Origin of the sequence: Protofrankia sp. CiP1_Cm_nod1 (genome assembly GCF_920888515.1) — a bacterium.
Classification (GTDB): domain Bacteria; phylum Actinomycetota; class Actinomycetes; order Frankiales; family Frankiaceae; genus Protofrankia.
Genome location: NZ_CAKKTM010000027.1, coordinates 20,386 through 37,171 on the forward strand (window position 1 = coordinate 20,386; position 16,786 = coordinate 37,171).

Here is a 16,786-nt window from a genome sequence, read left to right on the forward strand (position 1 = left end):
GCCAGAAGCGAGCCGTGGCCAGAAGCGAGCCGTGGCCAGGAGCGAGCCGTGGCCAGGAGCGAGCCGTGGCCAGGAGCGAGCCGTGGCCAGGAGACGGCGAGATGCTCAGCGGAAGGCGAGGCGGTCGGGGCCGTCGATGCGGACGATCTCCCGGCCCAGCGGCAGCAGCGAGACCGGGATCAGTTTGAAGTTCGCGAGCCCCAGCGGGATACCGATGATCGTCAGGCACAGCAGCAGGCCGGTCGTCAGATGGCCGAGTGCCAGCCACCAGCCCGCGAACACGATCCACAGCAGGTTGCCGAGCAGCGACGGCGCGCCCGCGTCACGGTGGTCGACCACCCGGCGGCCGAACGGCCACAGGGCGAAGTTGGCGATGCGCAGCGAGGCGATCCCGAACGGAATAGTAATGATCAGGACGAAACAGATCAGTGCGGCGATGACATAGCCCAGTGCCATCCAGAACCCGCACAGCACCAGCCATATCAGGTTCAATATCAGACGCATACCTCCCATCCTCCTCCTTGAATCCGGGACCGCACGACCGAGCAGCGGACACTTCCGCCGCGGACGGACCGACGAAGGGACTGGAAAGCTCATGGCCGAGGCGGCCCCGTACCGCATCGAGATCCCGGACGCCGACCTGGACGACCTGCGTGACCGGCTCCGCCGGACCCGCTGGCCCGAGCGCGAGACCGTCTCCGACTGGTCCCAGGGCATCCCGTCGGAGTACCTGCGCGAGCTGTGCGCCTACTGGGAGCGGGAGTACGACTGGCGGGCGCTCGAGCGCAGGCTGAACGCGTTCAGCCAGCTCAGGGTGAACGTCGACGGGCTGGGCATCCACGTGCTGCACGTGACCTCGCCGCATCCCGGCGCGGTGCCGCTGGTGATGACGCACGGCTGGCCCGGGTCGGTCGTGGAGTTCCTGGACGTCATCGGGCCGCTGACCGACCCGGTCGCCCACGGCGGCTCGGCCGCCGACGCGTTCCACCTCGTCCTGCCATCCCTGCCGGGATACGGGTTCAGCGACAAGCCGACCGGCCCCGGCTGGGGGGTGCCACGGATCGCCGACGCGTGGGCGGGGCTGATGGCTACGCTCGGCTACGACCAGTACGTGGCGCAGGGCGGCGACTGGGGGGCGAGGGTGTCGGCGGAGCTTGCCAGCCGCCATCCGGACGCCGTGCTCGGCCTGCATCTGACCCTGCCATCGGTGGACGTCCGCGCGGCCACGGCGGAGCTGGGGGAACTCGACGAGCGGGACCAGGCCGCACTCGACGCGGGCCGGCGTTTCCGGGCGGCGGGGACGGGCTACTCGACCCAGCAGTCCACCCGCCCGCAGACCGTGGGGTACGGCCTGGTGGACTCCCCGGCCGCGCTCGCCGGCTGGATCGTGGAGAAGTTCCACGCCTGGACGGACTGCGACGGGCACCCGGAGAAGATCTTCACCCGGGACCAGCTGCTCGACAACGTGATGATGTACTGGCTGCCGGCGGCCGGCGCGTCCTCGGCCCGGCTGTACTGGGAGAGTTTCCGTAGCCGTCCGCAGGAGGCGGTGACCGTCCCGACCGGATGTTCGATCTTTCCGGGGGAGCCGGTCCGGCTGTCCCGCCGGCTGGTCGAGACCCGCTTCCGGGACCTTCGCTACTGGAACGAGCCGGCCCGCGGTGGCCACTTCGCCGCTTTCGAACAACCAGCCCTCTTCGTCGACGAACTCCGCACCTTCTTCCGCCTGCTACCGCTGCGGGTGGCTCGTGACGATGTACCTGACGGGCCGCGGTGAGCGCTGGCCGGCGTTCAGGTGTGGTAGGCGTCCCCGCGGTGGCGGATCGCGGTGACCTCGACGACATGCCTGGTGCCGTCGATGAGGTAGATGACCCGATAGGGCCCGCGTCGTGCCGACCGCAGTGGCGCGAACGGCGGGTCGAGGGGTTTGCCGACCAGGTGCGGGGCGTCGAGCAGAGGTCCGGTGACGAACTTGTGGGCGGCGGTCGCGACCTTTTCGGGCAGCGTTTCGGCGATGGCGCGGGCGGCGCCCCGGGCGATTCGTAGCCGGTATCGGCCTGCCGTCACCCGCCGCGACCGTGGCGGCGAAGGTAGCCGGCCAGTTCGTCCTCGTCGAGGACGTCACCGGTGTGGAGCTGAGCAAGCCCTTCCGTGACGGCCTGCATGAGCTCGCCGTCGGCGAGGACCGCGATGGTCTCCTGCATCGCCTCGTAGTCGTCGGTGGCGACCAGTACCGCCGCTGGGCGTCCGTTACGGGTGATCTCGAAACGTTCGTGGGTGGTCTGCGCAGCAGCGACAAGCTCGGACAGCCGAGCCCGGGCCTCGGCAAGGGGAAGCGTCGTCATGTACAGAATTCTGGCTCATCTGGGAGTACCTGACTGGGTGCACCATGTCAGCCGCCTGTGGTCCGGCCGGATGGCGGGAAGCCCTTATGGGTGACGAGCCGGTGATATAAGACTTGTCTCTATGGGTCGGGGGGAACCTGATAATGATCTCTTTGCCGTCGGCGGGCACGTGACCGCGCTCCTGGATCGACGTGTCGGCGTCGCTCCGCCGTGCCGGACGGTAGGCCGGGCACAGCCGCCGTGCCCGGTGCGCGGCATCCCCGCAGCCGTGGGACGTCCAGGCCCTCGGGGCCCGGAGCGTGGACATCCGCTCCGGGCCGGGCGCAACCGCTCTCCGAGAAAACTTCGTGCGGTCGAGTGGGGCGCGCGATCGGAGTGGCATGACTGAGAAGGACGACACGTCCGAGCCAGGCGGCCGGCCGGATCCGGCCGCGATCGTCACCCGGCAGGATTTCGCTCGGGAACTCACCTCGCTCAGGGAACGGGCCGGGCTCGGAGTGCGGGACGTGGCCAGGGCGGTTGGTATTCCGACCGGTACGCTCGGCGGCTATTTCAGTGGTCGGCATCTGCCAGCGCTGAAGCCACCCACACTGCTCCACGACATTCTACGTTCCTGTGGTGTGACCGACCCGGCCGAGATCAGCGAGTGGGCAGACGCCCTCAGCCGGGTCCGGCGGGCGCCGGGCAGACGGCCGGCCAGCGCTCCCGTCCCGTATCGCGGGCTGGCGAGCTTTCAGCCGGAGGACGCGGAATGGTTCTACGGCCGGGAGAAGCTGACCGAGGCGACGGTGGCACGGCTCACCGAACGGCCCGGCGGCGGCCTGTTCATGGTGGTGGGGCCGTCCGGGTCGGGAAAATCCTCGTTGCTGCGTGCCGGTGTCATCCCCGCCATCCGCGCCGGCAGCTCCGTGGCCGGGTCGGACCGATGGCCATGGATGCTTTTCACGCCCGGTGCGCGCCCGATCGATGACTTCGCCCGGAATCTGGCGTCCATGGCCGGGATGCCGGCGGAGGACGTGGCGGGCGTGACCGCCGATCTGCGGGGCGACCCGGGAGGCTGCCGGGATCTTCTCCGGCGGGCCCTTGCGGTGGCAGCCGGTGCCGGGTCCACGGACCGGAACGCGGATCCGCGGGCGCTCGTGGTCGTGGACCAGTTCGAGCAGATGTTCATCGAATGTACGGACCCCGAAGAACAGCGGATGTTCATCACCGCGTTGCAGGCGGCAGGCGTCGACACCGATCGTGGGGATGGCGAGAGCAATGGCGGTAGCGCGGGCCCGGCCGGCACCGGCGCGGCACCCCCGGCGCTCGTCGTGTTGGGCATGCGTGCCGACTTCTACGCGCATGCCATGCGTTTTCCCGTTCTGACCACGGCTCTGCAGGATTTTCAGATCGCTGTCGGAGCGATGTCGGAAACCGAACTTCGACGCGCTGTCCTCGAGCCCGCACGCAAGGCAAAGATCGACTGCGAGGAAGGCCTGGTCGAGCTTCTTCTTCGTGATCTTTCCCCCGCTTCCCCCGACGGTACCGCCGCACATGACTCCGGCACGCTTCCGCTGTTGTCGCACGCCCTGCTCTCCACCTGGCAGCGTGGGTCGAAGAATACGCTGAGAATTGCGGACTACCACGAAGTCGGTGGTATACGGGGTGCTATCGCCGATACCGCGGAAGAGGTCTACAGCTCATTTGACAGCACCTATCAGGGCATCGCGCGCCAGATCTTTCTACGGCTGGTCCACATTGACGACGGCACCGCGGATGTCCGCCGCCGCGTCCGGGCCGCCGAACTGCTCGACGACCGGGCCGGCAGCGACATCGTCGAGGAGGTGCAGGCGGTCCTCGACGGGTTCATCGGACGGCGGCTGCTCACCGTCGACGCGGACACCGTGGAGATCACTCACGAGGCGCTGCTGCACGAGTGGCCGCGGCTGCGGGACTGGCTGAACGCCGACCGGGCCGGTCGGCAGACACACCGTGAACTGACGATCGCCGCCTCGTCGTGGGCGGATCTCGACCGCGACTCCACGACCCTGCACCGAGGTACCCGGCTGGCTGTCGCCCGCGAATGGGCGGCCGATCCACGGCACCGCTCCTACCTCAATGTGTTGGAACGCGAATTTCTGGATGCGAGCGTTCAGCAGGAAGCGGAGGAGCAACGGGTTGAACGCCGCCGCACACGGCGGCTTTACCAGATGCTCGCCGCGCTGAGCGTACTGCTCGTTCTCGCCGGTGCGCTGGCCGGTTTCTCGCTCCAGCAACGGGCGGACGCCAAGAACCAGCGGGACCAGGCCATCTCCCGTGAGGTGGCCATCAAAGCGAACCGGATACGGGACAGCGACCCGGCCCTGGCCGCGCAGCTGTCCCTGGCCGCCTATCGGATCGCTCCCACCGCGCAGGCCCGCGCCAGCCTTCTGGACTCGTCCGCCACCGCCCCGGTGACCCGCATGCTCGGCTTTCCCGGAGTGATGCAGACAGCCGCGGTCACCGGCGACGGCAGGCTGATGGCGGCGGCGGGCGCCGACCGGACCATACGTCTGTGGAGCCTGGCCGACGTGGGCCGACCGGTTCCGCTCGGCGAACCGTTGAGCGGTCACACCGACACCGTCTTCTCGGTGGCGTTCAGCCCGGACGGGCGGACCCTGGCCTCCGGCGGCGCTGACCGGGCCGTGCGGCTGTGGGACGTGACCGACCCCGGCAGGCCGCTGTCGTTGGGCCCGTTGGCGGACGGAGGGCCCACGAACACGGTGTACTCGGTGGTGTTCAGTCCGGACGGGCGCACTCTCGCGGCCGGTGGCGCGGACAACGTGATCCGTCTCTGGGATGTCGGCGCCTCTGGGCGGCCGGCAATGCTCCTCACGATGCTGACCGGAATGGACGGATATGTGCAGTCGGTGGCGTTCAGCCCGGACGGGCGCATTCTTGCCGCGGGCAGCGCGGACAGGACGGTGCGGCTGTGGGACGTCGCCGATCCTCGTAGGCCGAATCCGCTCGGTGAGCCGTTGGCAGGACCGACGGGGACCGTGTTTTCGGTGGCGTTCAGCCCGGACGGGCACACGCTCGCGGCCGGCAGCGCGGACCGAAGTGTACGGATATGGGATGTCGGGAATCCCCGCGCTCCGGTGCTGTCGGGCCCGCCACTGACCGGTGCCGCCGGCTGGGTGAACGCGGTGGCGTTCAGCCCGGACGGGCGTTTCCTCGTCGCGGGCAGCTCGGACACCACGGTGAAGATCTGGGATTTCGCCAGCCGACGTCTCGTGGCCGTGCTGCATCATCCGGGACCGGTGACCGCGCTGACGTTCCTGACCGACCATCGCCTTGCGACGGCAGCCGCGGACGGTGTCGCACGGCTGTGGTCCGTCCCCGGCCCGGTGATCAGTAGTCTCGCCGACGTCATCAACGTGGGGTTCACTCCGGACGGCCGTTCGCTGGCTGTGGTCAGCAGCAACGCCGACAACTCCCTGGGGCTGTGGGACGTCGGTGACCGGGTCCGGCCGTCGTTGCATGGTCCGCCGGTGACCGGCCCGCCGGAGCCCAGCCGGTTCACAGGGTCGCTGGCGGTCGGGCCGGACGGGCGTACCGTCGCCGTCGGCGGCATGGACGGCACCGTGCACCGCTGGGACATCACCGACCCTCGGCATCCGGTGCGGCTCGACCCGCCACTGACCGGCCCTACCGGGAACTCCCAGTCCATCGCCTTCACTCCCGACGGACGTGTCCTCGCCGCCGGCGGCAACGATCACATGGTCTGGCTGTGGGACGTCAGCCAGCCCCGGAGTCCCCGTCATCTCGCCACGCTGACCGGCCCGGACAACTACGTGTTCTCGGTGGCGTTCAGCCCGGACGGGCGCACCCTCGCCGCCGGCAGCGTCGACCGGACCGTCCGGCTCTGGGACGTCACCGACCCTCGGCACCCGACCGTGCTGGGTGCGCCGCTGACCGGCCCGGACAGCTACGTGCTCTCGGTGGCGTTCAGCCCGGACGGACGTACCCTTGCCGCGGGCAGCGCCGACAGGACGGTCTGGTTGTGGGACGTGGCCAGGACTGATCGTCCCCGTCATCTCGCGACGCTCACCGGGCCGAGCAACTATGTGTACTCGGTGGCGTTCAGCCCGGACGGGCGAACCCTTGCCGCCGGCAGCTCGGACAAGAGCGTCTGGTTGTGGGACACCACCCGCCCCGGGCAGCCACGGCAACTGGCCACGCTGACCTCGTCGGCCGAGGCGATCTATTCGGTGTCCTTCAGCCCGGGCGGTGTGCTGGCCGCCGGCGGGGAGAACCATGCGGTCCGGCTGTGGGACACCGGCCTCGAGCGGGTGGCGGCGTCCATCTGCTCGACCGGCGGGGACCCGATCACGTCCGCCGAGTGGGAGCGGTACATCGAGGGGAAGCCCTACCGTCCGCCGTGCCGGAGGCGCTGATCCTGCTACTGATCATACTACTTGTAGTCGCTGAGACCGTACTCATAGCGATCGCGAGCGGGGTTGTCTGGACCGCGCAGCCTGTCCGGAGGCTCTCCCGTCCGACAATCATCACTATCTGATCTTTAGTACGTCCGTACGGACCTGTACGGGCATTCGCCGACCCCTTCCCGCGCCTCCCGAGCGGCTCTTCACTGGGTTCACACCCACCCAGCCTCACGGCCCGGCCGACGCCGGTGCCTCCTCGTGGCGGAAGAGCGATAGCCGGAAGGGGGACTCCCGATGGACTCCGAGTGAGCGGAACTTCATGGCAGGCCGTGCGGGCTGGGGCAGGTGGACCTGCGAAAATGGCTGACCGTCAGGATTCAGAGACGTCCTGTCGCTAGTTTTTTTGTTTGGAAGTAGTTTTTTGCCACCTGATGGTGTGTGCCTGGTTACTTTTGGGTGCCGAGCCGTCGAGGGTGGCAGCCAATCGCGGTCGACCGGTCGGTCGACGGGCCGGCCATCGCTGATTTTTTGGCTATTCGCCCGCCGGCTCTCATCCGGCTGGCCATTATTTGTCATTCTTTTGGCAACTCGACTTCCAGACGGGCAATCTGGCATCCGAGGCGCCGGCTCCATCCGGGGGAGTCCGACGGCCAATCTTGCGTTGTGTCCGTAGTCCTCTACTATTGCGGCGAACGTGAGGACGCGGCCGATGGGGGGCTGTACGGTATGGATGACGACCAGATGATCAAAGAGCTGTGCGAGATCCGCCGCGGCCGAGGTCTGCTGGCCGAGGACATCCACGCCCGTATAGGGCCGCGTCTTCGCTTGTCCTGCGACATTTCCGCGGGTGACCCGCCGTCGGTCGCGCGGCGGAAGCTGGTGCTCTGTCTCACCGAGCTGTGCGGCCGGCTCCCGTCCGATCTTCGCCTGGCCGTCCTCGCCACGCTGGCGCTGCACGAAGAGACAGATCAGAAGTTTCTGCACGAACGGATGGCGTGGCTGGCCAAGCAGTTCGGCGACTCCACCCGTACCGCACGCCGTCGCATGGACGAGGGTTTCCGGATGCTCGCCGAACAGATCACCGGCGCGGCTGACACTCCAGGCGGACGTCACAACGAGTACGTGCCGGACGGATGGTATGTCGAGTCCCTGAAATCGATGCTTCGTTTCGATCTCGAGGTTCCCCGGCTGACCGAGGAACGCCGGATCGTGGCGACCGTCGACGAACTGGACGAGATCATCGCCTCCCTGAGCGTCCGGCCCGGACCGGAACGCGGTGCAGCCGAACGTGAGATCCACGCGGAGATGGTCCATGGCGGTGAGATAATCGAGTGCCACCGCCCCGGGCCGGACTACGCCCGGTTCGTCATCCGCCTGCCCCGGCCGCTCAGGCTCGGCGAGCGCCACGAGTATGCGGTGCAGTTCACCGCATACCCACGGGAAGAGCTCCGGCCGTACTATCTCCTGACCCCGCTGCGCCGCTTCGACCGGTTCAGCCTCAAGGTCAGGTTCGGCGCCGGTCGGCTGCCCGGCAAGCTGTGGCGGCTGAACGGCGAGCATCCGAGAATAGCGGACGAGTTCACCCCGAACGACGACCTGCTGGAAGTCGACTCCATCGGCGAGGTCCAGACGGAGTTCTTCAGTCTCCGGCAGGGGCTGAGATACGGCGTGCAATGGTCCTTCTAGCAATGCCCCGCCGGCTGCCGGCCGTATGCACGGCCGGCATACCGCGGGCGGCTGGTACTGGTTCACCGTCGCGGCCACTCCCACCGGACGACCGGCCGGTGAGCCCCGGCTGGAGAAAGGCCGGCCGGCGGCAACACGCCGACGAGCATACTTCGCGGGCCCCGCAGCCGGCCGGATCCGGGGGCTGTCCCCCCGACCTGGCCCGCTCGCTGGCCATCCCGCCCCGTGCCGGTGTTGTTTTGGTGCGGTAAGCGGTTCACGAGGCCCACGGAGGAGAGGCCATGCACTGGGGAGCATACGAGGTGTTCTCGGTCCTGTCCGGGATCGTCTTCATAGGGATGGTTTTTCTGCCGACAGCACGGGGCCGGGACCGCCTGTCCTGCGCTGCCGGCGGTATCGCCTTCATTGGCTACGGCGTGTATGTGGCCGGTCAGGACTCCGGCACGTTCGTGTTCCCGTCCATCATATTCGTGCTGCCGTTCCTGGCGGTCGGCTACGTTCTTTTCTCCTTGTTCGACCGCGGTCGCCGGAATCCACCGCCGGGGCCACGGGCATAGCGGGCGGCGGCGCTGGCGGCAGTGCCGTGCTGGTCGTCCAGGAGGATGTCAGGAGCCTCATCAGGACCGGTCCGTACGCACCGCCGGCAACGAGAAGAAGCATTGTGTGAATCATGGAACACTGTGGGGGAACAGGCAGATGAGCAGTGCCCTGTGGGCGGGGCCCGAACAGGAACCGGACGCCTACCAGCTGATCGAGTCCCTCGGCGCCGGGGGCGAGGGGGACGTCTGGCGGGCGGTGCGACCGCTCTCGGAGGGGGGAGCGGGCAGCAGCGTCGTCGCCGTCAAGGACTTCGGGCCGGTCATCGGAGCGACACCGGATATCGAGCGTTCCTGGTCGCGGCACGTCTCGTTGCTGCAGGCGTTGAAGCATCCCGGGATCGTCCGCGTTTTCGGCGGCTTCCTCGGCGCGCCACGGCACTGGCAGGGAGACGTCCAGCCCGGCGTCGCGCCACACAGGTACCTGGTCATGGACTACGTCGAAGGAACCTCGCTCGGGCAGTGGCTTCTGACCCACGGCGACGCGGACCTGTCGACGCGTGTCCGCTTCGCCCGGCAGCTGGCCACGGCCCTCGACTACCTGCACAGCGGGAAGGACACCAACGGTGTTCCGGTAGCGCACGGTGACGTCAAGCCGGGCAACCTGCTCGTGCAGGACGACGGCAGCGTGATCCTGGTCGACTTCGGCCTGGCCAATCTCGCGGACGGCACGGCCCGGCTGGGCATGGGCAGCCCTGGCTATATCGCGCCGGAGCTGCTCGCGGCCGGGAACGCGGCGCGGCCGACGCCGGACAGCGACCGGTACGCGTTCGCGGCGACCGTCGTCTATCTGCTCACCGGCCAGCCGCCCGTGCACTATCCCGACGCTTCGGGCTGGCCACGCGACGTGGACCGGGCCGCGACCAGGGCCGCGCTCGCCGCCAGCCCGCTGCTGTGGAACGTGCCGTTCCTCGCGGACCTGGTGCTGGAAGGGCTCGCGCACGAGCCCGGTGACCGGCCACGGGAACTCGCTCGCTGGCTGTCCGGCGTGGGCTCGCAGACGATCACATCATCGTCACTGCCACCGGCGCCGACCTCCCCCGGGTTCGGGGCGGGACAACCGGACAGATCGACAGTGATCGTCCCCGGACCCGTCGGGCCTGGTGGGCCTGGTGGGCCTGGTGGGCCTGGTGGGCCTGGTGGGCCCTTCGGGCCTGGTGGGCCCGGGATCGTGCCCCCGCCACCCGTTGGCCGGAAGCCGCGGGTCAGGATGCGTGTCGTGGTCACCCTCGCGCTGGCCGCGACAATCATGCTCGTGGCGGGTGCCGCTGTCGCGCTGCCCCGGCTCAGGGACGCGGACAAGCCCGCGGCCGGGTCCGTCATATCCGGTAGGGGGCCGGGGCCCGCGTCGGTCTCCGCGGCTCCGCTGCCCCAGGCTTCCGCCAGCCCCAGCCCCAGCCCTACGCCGTCCGCGGCACCCACCGGCGGGCCGATGCCGTCGGTTGTCAACGTCACGCTTGTACAGGCCCGACAGGCACTGATCCAGAATGGCGTCCAGGTCGTCGTCAAGGAGAAGCTGGACCCCAGCGCGACCGACAACACGGTGCTGGTCCAGGATCCCCCGGCGGGAACCCGACTGGAAGCCGGGCAGCAGGTGACGCTGACCGTGGCACGCCAGCCCGCGCTGGTCTATCTCAGCGACGTGCGTGCCGTCGCCGGTGACCCCTCCACGGGCTCCAAAACCGTCAATGGGAAGACCTATCCGCATTCGCTGTACACGTGTACTCGCCGTTCGTCGAGTTTCGAGTTCGATCTCGGACGGCACTATCGGACGTTTCAGGCCACGGCAGGTATTGCCGATGACGCGTGGGACAGCTCGATAAGAATTCTGTACGAGGTGTTCGTGGACGGCTCGCCCGCCTATCGGAAGGATATCGGCTTCGGTGAATCCGTCCCCATCAGCCTCGATCTCACCGGAGTGCTCCGACTCAAACTCACGCAGACGTTCGTCAGCGGCAATAAGAACGGATCCTGTGATTACAATGTGTGGGGGGATGCCCGGCTGCTGGGGGTTCCGAGCGAGGTGCCCACCCCGACGCCGGGGACATGATGTCCGTCGAACCAAGGCATGATGGCCCGGCCGGCGGTGGTGCTCCTGCCCTGGCCGTGTTCTACCGCCGGGCCGCCGGTCTGAACCGGGAGACCGACCCTCGGGAGAACACCCTTCACGTCGACGACCGATGGGTCCTCACCGGCAGGCGGACCTTCGGTTTCGGCCGGGCTCCCGCCGGGGTCGACATCGCCGTGAAACTCGTGGACGACAGTGGCACGCAGGACCCGGCCGTCCCGCGTCTCGCGGGCCGGATCGCCGCACCCGACGGCCGATGGACGCTGACGAACCACGCCACCGGCAAGACCAAGATTTATCTGACCGCGCCCGGTCTCTATCGGGAGATCATCAAGGACAGTCCGGGCGAGGTCCTCGTCCGCACCTGGCAGATGGTCGCTATTCGCGCGTCCGGTGGTGATATCGAGCATCGGTTCACCCTTGTCATTGGTGGGCCCGGCGCGGGAGCGGGGGCCGTTCATGCCGCCAACATGGCGGGCCTCTGGGAAACCGGTGCCCCGACGACGTCCAGTGTCGGGGCACCGGCGTGGAGCCACGGGGACCGGCGGACCCTCGCCGCCTACTGCTATCCGGAACTGCACGGCCTGCCACCTCGTGTCCGGGAACGCGGCGCGCAGACGCTGCTCCTGCTCGACCGGGAGCTCACGGAAGCGTCGCGGAAATGGCTGGAGAAACAGCTCGGCCGGCTACGGAAGGACGCCTCCGCCCGCCTCGGCGTCGACCTCCAGGGCGAGCGCGGGACACCTGAGTTCATCGAGTACATCCTGGCGAACCGCGGGCTGCTGATGGATGCGCTCCGCGAACTCGACAGCCGGCCGACCCGGAAACTACAGCGGTAGCCGGCCATGCCCGGAACCGCTCCGGCCGCGGCTTCGATCCGTATCCACACCCGTAACCCGTGTGTCCCCGCCCACCTGTCCCGACCCTCGTCCGTCAAGGAGAAACATGAGCTATCCACCCGATCCCAACAGCCCGTACGGCGGGCAGCCAGAAGCACAGCCGGGTTATGGCCCACCGCAGGGGCCGTCGCCAGGATATGCACCACAGCCGGGCTATGCGCCGCAGGAGCCGCAGCCGGGCCATGGCTGGCCGCAGGGGCCGCCGCCCGGTTACGGCTACCCGTACAACCAGGGCTATCAGGGGCAGAACCCGCCCTACGGGTACGGCGCACCGGTGCGGACGGACTATGCGCACTGGGGCCTGCGGGTTCTGGGCGCCGTCGTGGACTGGCTGGTCTTCGGTCTGGTGCCCACGATCCTGTATTTCGTCGGCGCCGGCATGGCGGTGAGCAGTATCGCATCCTCGTACGACCCCTATGGTGATTACGACTCCTATGGCTCCTCCTCCTCTTCCGCCGGGAGCGCGCTGATAATCCTCGGATTTGTCGCCGGCATTGCCTCTTTTTTTCTCATGTCCTACTTCGAGGGCACCCGTGGCCAGACGCCGGGCAAGCGTGTCGCGAAGATCAAACTGATCCGGGAAGCCGATGGCCAGCCGCTCGGCTTCGGCCTGGCCATCGTCCGCCGCATCTGCCACTTCCTGGACGGCCTGCTGTTCTGCATCGGTTACCTGCTGCCCCTCTGGGACGAAAAAAAGCAGACCATCGCCGACAAGATCATAAAATCACTCGTCATCAGAACCGAATAACTTCGGCCCGGCAGTCACATGTGCATGCACCTGTGATCTTCCTGTCGCAGGTACCCGCCGTCGGTGGAAATAGGTGGTGATTCCTGTGTCGTGGACAGCGTGGTAGGGCATGTGAAATCGGAGGAGGGGCTGTGTCGATTGAATACACGCGCCTAAACAAGAAAATAGATTATACTCATCCGACGAGAGGGAAGAAGACGAGCGAACCTGCTCGTGCCGCTGTTCCGATCGTCGATCTCGACGCCGCACTGGCTGCCGGTTGTGGGACCAGCAGAATCTGGTCGAGGGCGAACGGCCCAGCTTCGCAGGCTGTCGGCTCGACCCTTGCGATCGTCGAACAGCCGCGATTCATCAGTGATGATCCGGACGACGGTATGACAGCCGTGATCGCAGAACGTGGCTACAGTGGTCGATCTGTTCTCGTCGGGACGGACGGCCGGTCCCTCACCCCCAGGAACTTCGTCGACTACGACGTTGCATACGCCGCAAACGGTTCCGTTGCGCTGGCTCGCAGGCACACGGCGGAAGCTCTCGGTATTCCGGCTGGTGGTGACTACATCCAAGCTCATATTCCCCATGTCGCTTTTGAAAATAGTTCGCCGTGGTCACGCGTGGCCCTGTTGTCCCGTGAACAGCCTTATACGGGACTCGCCGGAGCCAGCCCCCGACCTGAGCGAGCGATGTTCGAGACGTTCTCGGTAGCGATCACAGCTGATGGTTCACGGGCGGTGTTCCTGGAGTTTCGGCCGGCTGGCAGCCCCGACTGCGCGCTGTGGGAATACGATCTGACACACAGGACATGGCGCTGGGTCACTGGCAATCCTGCCGGCAGCCACTGGCAGGCGGCGCCGCTCGCGTACAGCCCGGACGGCACCTGGCTACTGGTCGGGAGCAACCCACCTGCTCTTGTGCGTCTCCCCGACGGCATGATTTTTCCGCTCGGTAAGGACGTGTTCGGTGTGCACATTGTCGACGCAGGATGGTGGCCGACGCGTCCCGGCCATCTGGTGGCTACGGGGCCTGGTCAGAAATCCGAAGCTGATGTGTTCGATGTTGATCTCGAACGGGGCCGTGCCAAGGAATTGTGCAGGATTCGGGGACAGCAGTCAAAAGTCAGCTTGCTTGTCGCAAGCCCTCGTGTGTCTGCTGATGGACGTTGGCTGGCTTTTCTTGCCCCGGTAGGTATGGATCCGACAGCTGACGCAGGCCGTGGGAGCGGGAAGCGTCCCTTCGTCGCGGATCTCGCCTCATCCGAATGTGAGCTTGTGTTGCCGGTACGATTTTCCTGCGGCGTCGAACGTTCCTGTGCGCGGGTCATCTGGGTCGACCAGACCGTGTCCGACGGTACATTTCAGCCTGCAGCGGCTCTGCAGGCGGGATCACGGCCTGCTTTTGGTAATCCTGTGCTCGCCGGATCGCAGGTCGAAATGTTTCGGAAGCAACATGCCTGCGCGGCTCAACTCATGTTCGATGCCATCAGTAAGTCCGGTACGGAGCCCATGCTGGTGACGGAGGAGATTCGCCGTTTCTGCGCCGGCGCGCTTGAGGCCGACCCGTCCTTCGCGGATACTCTCGAGGGTCCCGAGTCATGGACCTTTGTAATGTATGTCGGAACAGGTTCACCGCGCGATGACCGAGACGGCTGGCTGGCCCTCTCCTCCGACCTCGGGCGGCTGAGAGCGGGCGAGCCCATGGAGAGCGATATCAGCGGCAGGCTGCATGCGACAGTACCTGAGCCGCAAACGCCATCGGACACGAATTCATCTCGCAGAAGACCGCGACTGTGGAATCGTGACCGTTGATATAGACCAGTTTTTAGTGGCTCCGTCAGTTCTTCTCTTCAAATAGCTCTCAACCATGTCGTGAAGGAGATCTCGCTGTGAGATGGCAGGGTGACCGGACGGGTGTGCAGTGCAAGAAGTGCAAGAAGAAGGTCAAGATTGTTCGCTGCCCCAAGTGCAACGGCATCGGTGGAGGATGGACTACGCAGTGCAGCAGGTGCAACAGCAGCGGATACGTCTGTGAGAACTCGAACGATCAGTGGCATCAGTACAAGTAATCGTATCGCTCCTACTCGTGGTCGTCGGCAAAGCTGCGGGTAGGAGCGGCATGGATGGCGAAAAAGGAAGTGCTGGCTGAAACAGGGCGGTGGAGTCTGAATGCGATCCATGCACGTCAAGTTCTCGACTACGCTCACCGAGCGTGAATTCGGAGCGATCTTCAAGGGGCGTGGCGACGCAACGCAGGGCCTGACCGGGAGGATGGTTAAGCAGGGTTCGGCACATCAAGACCGATGGTGATGTTGCATTCGAGTATTTCACGCCACGAGACGACTCGCCTTTCAGCGTTCTCGATGACGACAAGCCGACCTTCACCGTTGGTGTGCACATCCCGACTTTCCTGGCTACCAACGGTGGATCGGCAACCCTGCACATGTACACCTGGGAGCGTGATGACAGGCGCGAGGTAGTCCTGTATTCACCTCATACGATCATGGGCGGAAGAAGTTCCCGTAACTACCTGGACAAGTTTCTCATGGAATTCCAGCACCATGATCCAGAAATTGCCTTCCAGCTCCAGGGGCAGAAACCTGATACTGATGCCGGTAGTGGGCCGCAGACGGTAGACGCCGACTTTCCTCCGCTTGACGGCGCGACTGTTCTTGTCCGAGGAGCGAATGTTCCACTGCCGGTCGTTCCGATACGGGTGGCGCTTCTCCGGAAAGGTGGAGCAAGCGACGATCTCGATGTCAGCGCTCTGCCGTGCGGATCCGACGCCCACGTGCTCGATCCGGAAGCAACTGTCTTCTACAACCAGCCGACTGGTGCCGCCGGAACCGTCCATATGTCCGGTCGGACGCAGCAGGCCGATGGTACCTGGACCGACAGCATTTTCGTTGATCTTCCTCGTGTTCCGGCATCGGTCGGCCAGGTGGTTTTTACGGCGAGCCTCGATTGTTCCGGCGCGACTGCTCTTGCCGCGGTTACTGATCTGCGTATCGCGGCAGTCGCGGATCGCGAGGTGCTCGCTGTCTTCCCGGTGACCGGGCTCAGTACAGAAAGCGCGATCGTCGCTGTCGAGGTCTACCGGCGCGCAAATGGCTGGCGTCTTCGCGGTGTCGGTCAGGGCTGGGCGGATGGTCTTGCCGGCCTGGCGCGCGACTACGGTATCGAAGTGGAATAAATGGAAAAATCCTGAGCACGAACCATCTCGATGGTCGTGGTATCCAACTGATCGTTACAGGGACTGCGCGGGGCGGTTCGTCAGGGTTATGCCGTGCGCGCTGTCGAGGCGGCGGGCAGGATCCGATCGGCCCACTCGCGGGCTGCGGCGGCCTCATGAGCTGGGACGGGGCCGAGTTCGGCCTCCAGTTCGCTGAGGTAGGCGTCCAGTTCGGCGATCTTGGCATGCCGGTCCAGTTCCTCGGCCAGTGCCGCCGAGGCGAGGCGGGAGATGCTCAGGCCGGCGGCTCGGGCGGACTCCATCAGTTCATCGGAGACGGTAATGTTCACTCTTGCCATGCGCATAATATGCACACTCGGCGTGGGGTACCGAGTGGTTGCCCTGTGCTCCGTCCTGACGATGGAGCAGCTCGACGGCTCTAGTAAACGGTGACTCGGCCGCCGGAGGTGCCGGCGGTGAAGATGGCCAGGCAGCGGCCGCTCGAGTTGGCGACGAGCCACAGGTGGTTGACGTAGGTGTTGCTCGAATAGGAGTTTCCCGGTGTCAGGAACGAGGCCGCGGCCATTCGGGAGCCGTTGAAGTCGAGCCAGTAGATCTGCACGGTTTCCGGGCTCTGGTTGCTGAACGTGGCCAGGACGCCGTCCGTGGTGCGGGCGGAGACCAGGCGTCCCTCGTCCGCGCACGAGTACCGGGTGAGGTTCCCGGTGAAGCTGAACGTGTGGGCGGCCGGCGGCTGGTTGGCCGCTGGCTGGGTGGCTGGCGGTTGAGCGGCCGGCGGCTGGCTGGCGGGCGGTGGCGCGTTGTTGCCCGGGGAGTCACGGTTGGTCTCCGCAGCGGGCGCCGCCGCCGCGGGCC

14 protein-coding genes are annotated in these 16,786 nt (G+C 66.7%); 9 read left to right on the plus strand and 5 right to left on the minus strand.

Annotated elements, in window-relative coordinates; all coding sequences use genetic code 11:
• Positions 1-105 precede the first annotated feature (105 nt).
• Entirely contained in the window at positions 106-504 is a 399-nt protein-coding gene (locus NBX02_RS01840; protein ID WP_250280565.1) for a YccF domain-containing protein, read from the minus strand.
• A 91-nt stretch (positions 505-595) separates the two neighbouring features.
• Between NBX02_RS01840 and NBX02_RS01845 the strand changes: the two genes are divergently transcribed.
• Entirely contained in the window at positions 596-1,777 is a 1,182-nt protein-coding gene (locus tag NBX02_RS01845) for an epoxide hydrolase family protein (RefSeq protein ID WP_250289689.1), read from the plus strand.
• 14 nt (positions 1,778-1,791) lie between these two features.
• Here the strand turns inward: NBX02_RS01845 and NBX02_RS01850 are convergent, their stop codons facing one another.
• Both NBX02_RS01850 and NBX02_RS01855 read right to left on the minus strand, forming a co-directional pair.
• Entirely contained in the window at positions 1,792-2,067 is a 276-nt protein-coding gene (locus NBX02_RS01850; RefSeq protein WP_250280559.1) for a type II toxin-antitoxin system RelE family toxin, read from the minus strand.
• Complete coding sequence (locus NBX02_RS01855; protein ID WP_250280558.1) at positions 2,064-2,345, minus strand: type II toxin-antitoxin system Phd/YefM family antitoxin; 282 nt, start codon at positions 2,343-2,345, stop codon at positions 2,064-2,066. Before NBX02_RS01855 ends, NBX02_RS01850 begins: the two co-directional genes overlap by 4 nt.
• A gap of 380 nt (positions 2,346-2,725) precedes the next feature.
• Between NBX02_RS01855 and NBX02_RS01860 the strand changes: the two genes are divergently transcribed.
• The 8 genes from NBX02_RS01860 to NBX02_RS01895 all read left to right on the plus strand — a co-directional run bounded on the left by NBX02_RS01860 (position 2,726) and on the right by NBX02_RS01895 (position 15,931).
• The gene (locus NBX02_RS01860; protein WP_250289691.1) at positions 2,726-6,763 is read left to right on the plus strand and encodes an nSTAND1 domain-containing NTPase; all 4,038 of its coding nucleotides are present in this window, start codon (positions 2,726-2,728) and stop codon (positions 6,761-6,763) included.
• A gap of 714 nt (positions 6,764-7,477) precedes the next feature.
• Positions 7,478-8,437: a hypothetical protein gene (locus NBX02_RS01865; protein WP_250280554.1), complete on the plus strand. Its 960-nt coding sequence runs from the start codon at positions 7,478-7,480 to the stop codon at positions 8,435-8,437.
• 281 nt (positions 8,438-8,718) lie between these two features.
• Positions 8,719-8,994 carry a hypothetical protein gene (locus tag NBX02_RS01870; RefSeq protein ID WP_250280552.1) on the plus strand — a complete coding sequence of 92 codons (276 nt, stop codon included), beginning with the start codon at positions 8,719-8,721 and terminating at the stop codon, positions 8,992-8,994.
• A gap of 139 nt (positions 8,995-9,133) precedes the next feature.
• Positions 9,134-11,083: a protein kinase domain-containing protein gene (locus NBX02_RS01875; RefSeq protein ID WP_250289693.1), complete on the plus strand. Its 1,950-nt coding sequence runs from the start codon at positions 9,134-9,136 to the stop codon at positions 11,081-11,083.
• A complete protein-coding gene (locus tag NBX02_RS01880; RefSeq protein ID WP_250289695.1) occupies positions 11,083-11,940 on the plus strand; it encodes a hypothetical protein in 858 nt (285 codons plus the stop codon). The genes NBX02_RS01875 and NBX02_RS01880 overlap by 1 nt, the downstream gene beginning before the upstream one ends.
• 106 nt (positions 11,941-12,046) lie before the next feature.
• Positions 12,047-12,748 carry an RDD family protein gene (locus NBX02_RS01885; RefSeq protein ID WP_250289697.1) on the plus strand — a complete coding sequence of 234 codons (702 nt, stop codon included), beginning with the start codon at positions 12,047-12,049 and terminating at the stop codon, positions 12,746-12,748.
• A gap of 131 nt (positions 12,749-12,879) precedes the next feature.
• Entirely contained in the window at positions 12,880-14,550 is a 1,671-nt protein-coding gene (locus NBX02_RS01890) for a hypothetical protein (protein ID WP_250289698.1), read from the plus strand.
• A 631-nt stretch (positions 14,551-15,181) separates the two neighbouring features.
• The gene (locus NBX02_RS01895) at positions 15,182-15,931 is read left to right on the plus strand and encodes a TerD family protein (protein ID WP_250289700.1); all 750 of its coding nucleotides are present in this window, start codon (positions 15,182-15,184) and stop codon (positions 15,929-15,931) included.
• A gap of 86 nt (positions 15,932-16,017) precedes the next feature.
• Here NBX02_RS01895 and NBX02_RS01900 read toward each other — a convergent pair whose 3' ends face one another.
• Both NBX02_RS01900 and NBX02_RS01905 read right to left on the minus strand, forming a co-directional pair.
• Positions 16,018-16,269 carry a type II toxin-antitoxin system CcdA family antitoxin gene (locus tag NBX02_RS01900; protein WP_250280540.1) on the minus strand — a complete coding sequence of 84 codons (252 nt, stop codon included), beginning with the start codon at positions 16,267-16,269 and terminating at the stop codon, positions 16,018-16,020.
• 80 nt (positions 16,270-16,349) lie between these two features.
• A partial coding sequence (locus tag NBX02_RS01905; RefSeq protein WP_250289702.1) for a VHL beta domain-containing protein occupies positions 16,350-16,786 on the minus strand: 437 nt, incomplete at its 5' end.

Coding starts and splice junctions, on each gene's coding strand:
- NBX02_RS01840 (WP_250280565.1), bottom strand. CDS start 504: ATGCGTCTGATATTGAACCTGATATGGCTGGTGCTGTGCGGGTTCTGG.
- NBX02_RS01845 (WP_250289689.1), top strand. CDS start 596: ATGGCCGAGGCGGCCCCGTACCGCATCGAGATCCCGGACGCCGACCTG.
- NBX02_RS01855 (WP_250280558.1), bottom strand. CDS start 2,345: ATGACGACGCTTCCCCTTGCCGAGGCCCGGGCTCGGCTGTCCGAGCTT.
- NBX02_RS01860 (WP_250289691.1), top strand. CDS start 2,726: ATGACTGAGAAGGACGACACGTCCGAGCCAGGCGGCCGGCCGGATCCG.
- NBX02_RS01865 (WP_250280554.1), top strand. CDS start 7,478: ATGGATGACGACCAGATGATCAAAGAGCTGTGCGAGATCCGCCGCGGC.
- NBX02_RS01870 (WP_250280552.1), top strand. CDS start 8,719: ATGCACTGGGGAGCATACGAGGTGTTCTCGGTCCTGTCCGGGATCGTC.
- NBX02_RS01875 (WP_250289693.1), top strand. CDS start 9,134: ATGAGCAGTGCCCTGTGGGCGGGGCCCGAACAGGAACCGGACGCCTAC.
- NBX02_RS01880 (WP_250289695.1), top strand. CDS start 11,083: ATGTCCGTCGAACCAAGGCATGATGGCCCGGCCGGCGGTGGTGCTCCT.
- NBX02_RS01885 (WP_250289697.1), top strand. CDS start 12,047: ATGAGCTATCCACCCGATCCCAACAGCCCGTACGGCGGGCAGCCAGAA.
- NBX02_RS01895 (WP_250289700.1), top strand. CDS start 15,182: ATGTACACCTGGGAGCGTGATGACAGGCGCGAGGTAGTCCTGTATTCA.
- NBX02_RS01900 (WP_250280540.1), bottom strand. CDS start 16,269: ATGGCAAGAGTGAACATTACCGTCTCCGATGAACTGATGGAGTCCGCC.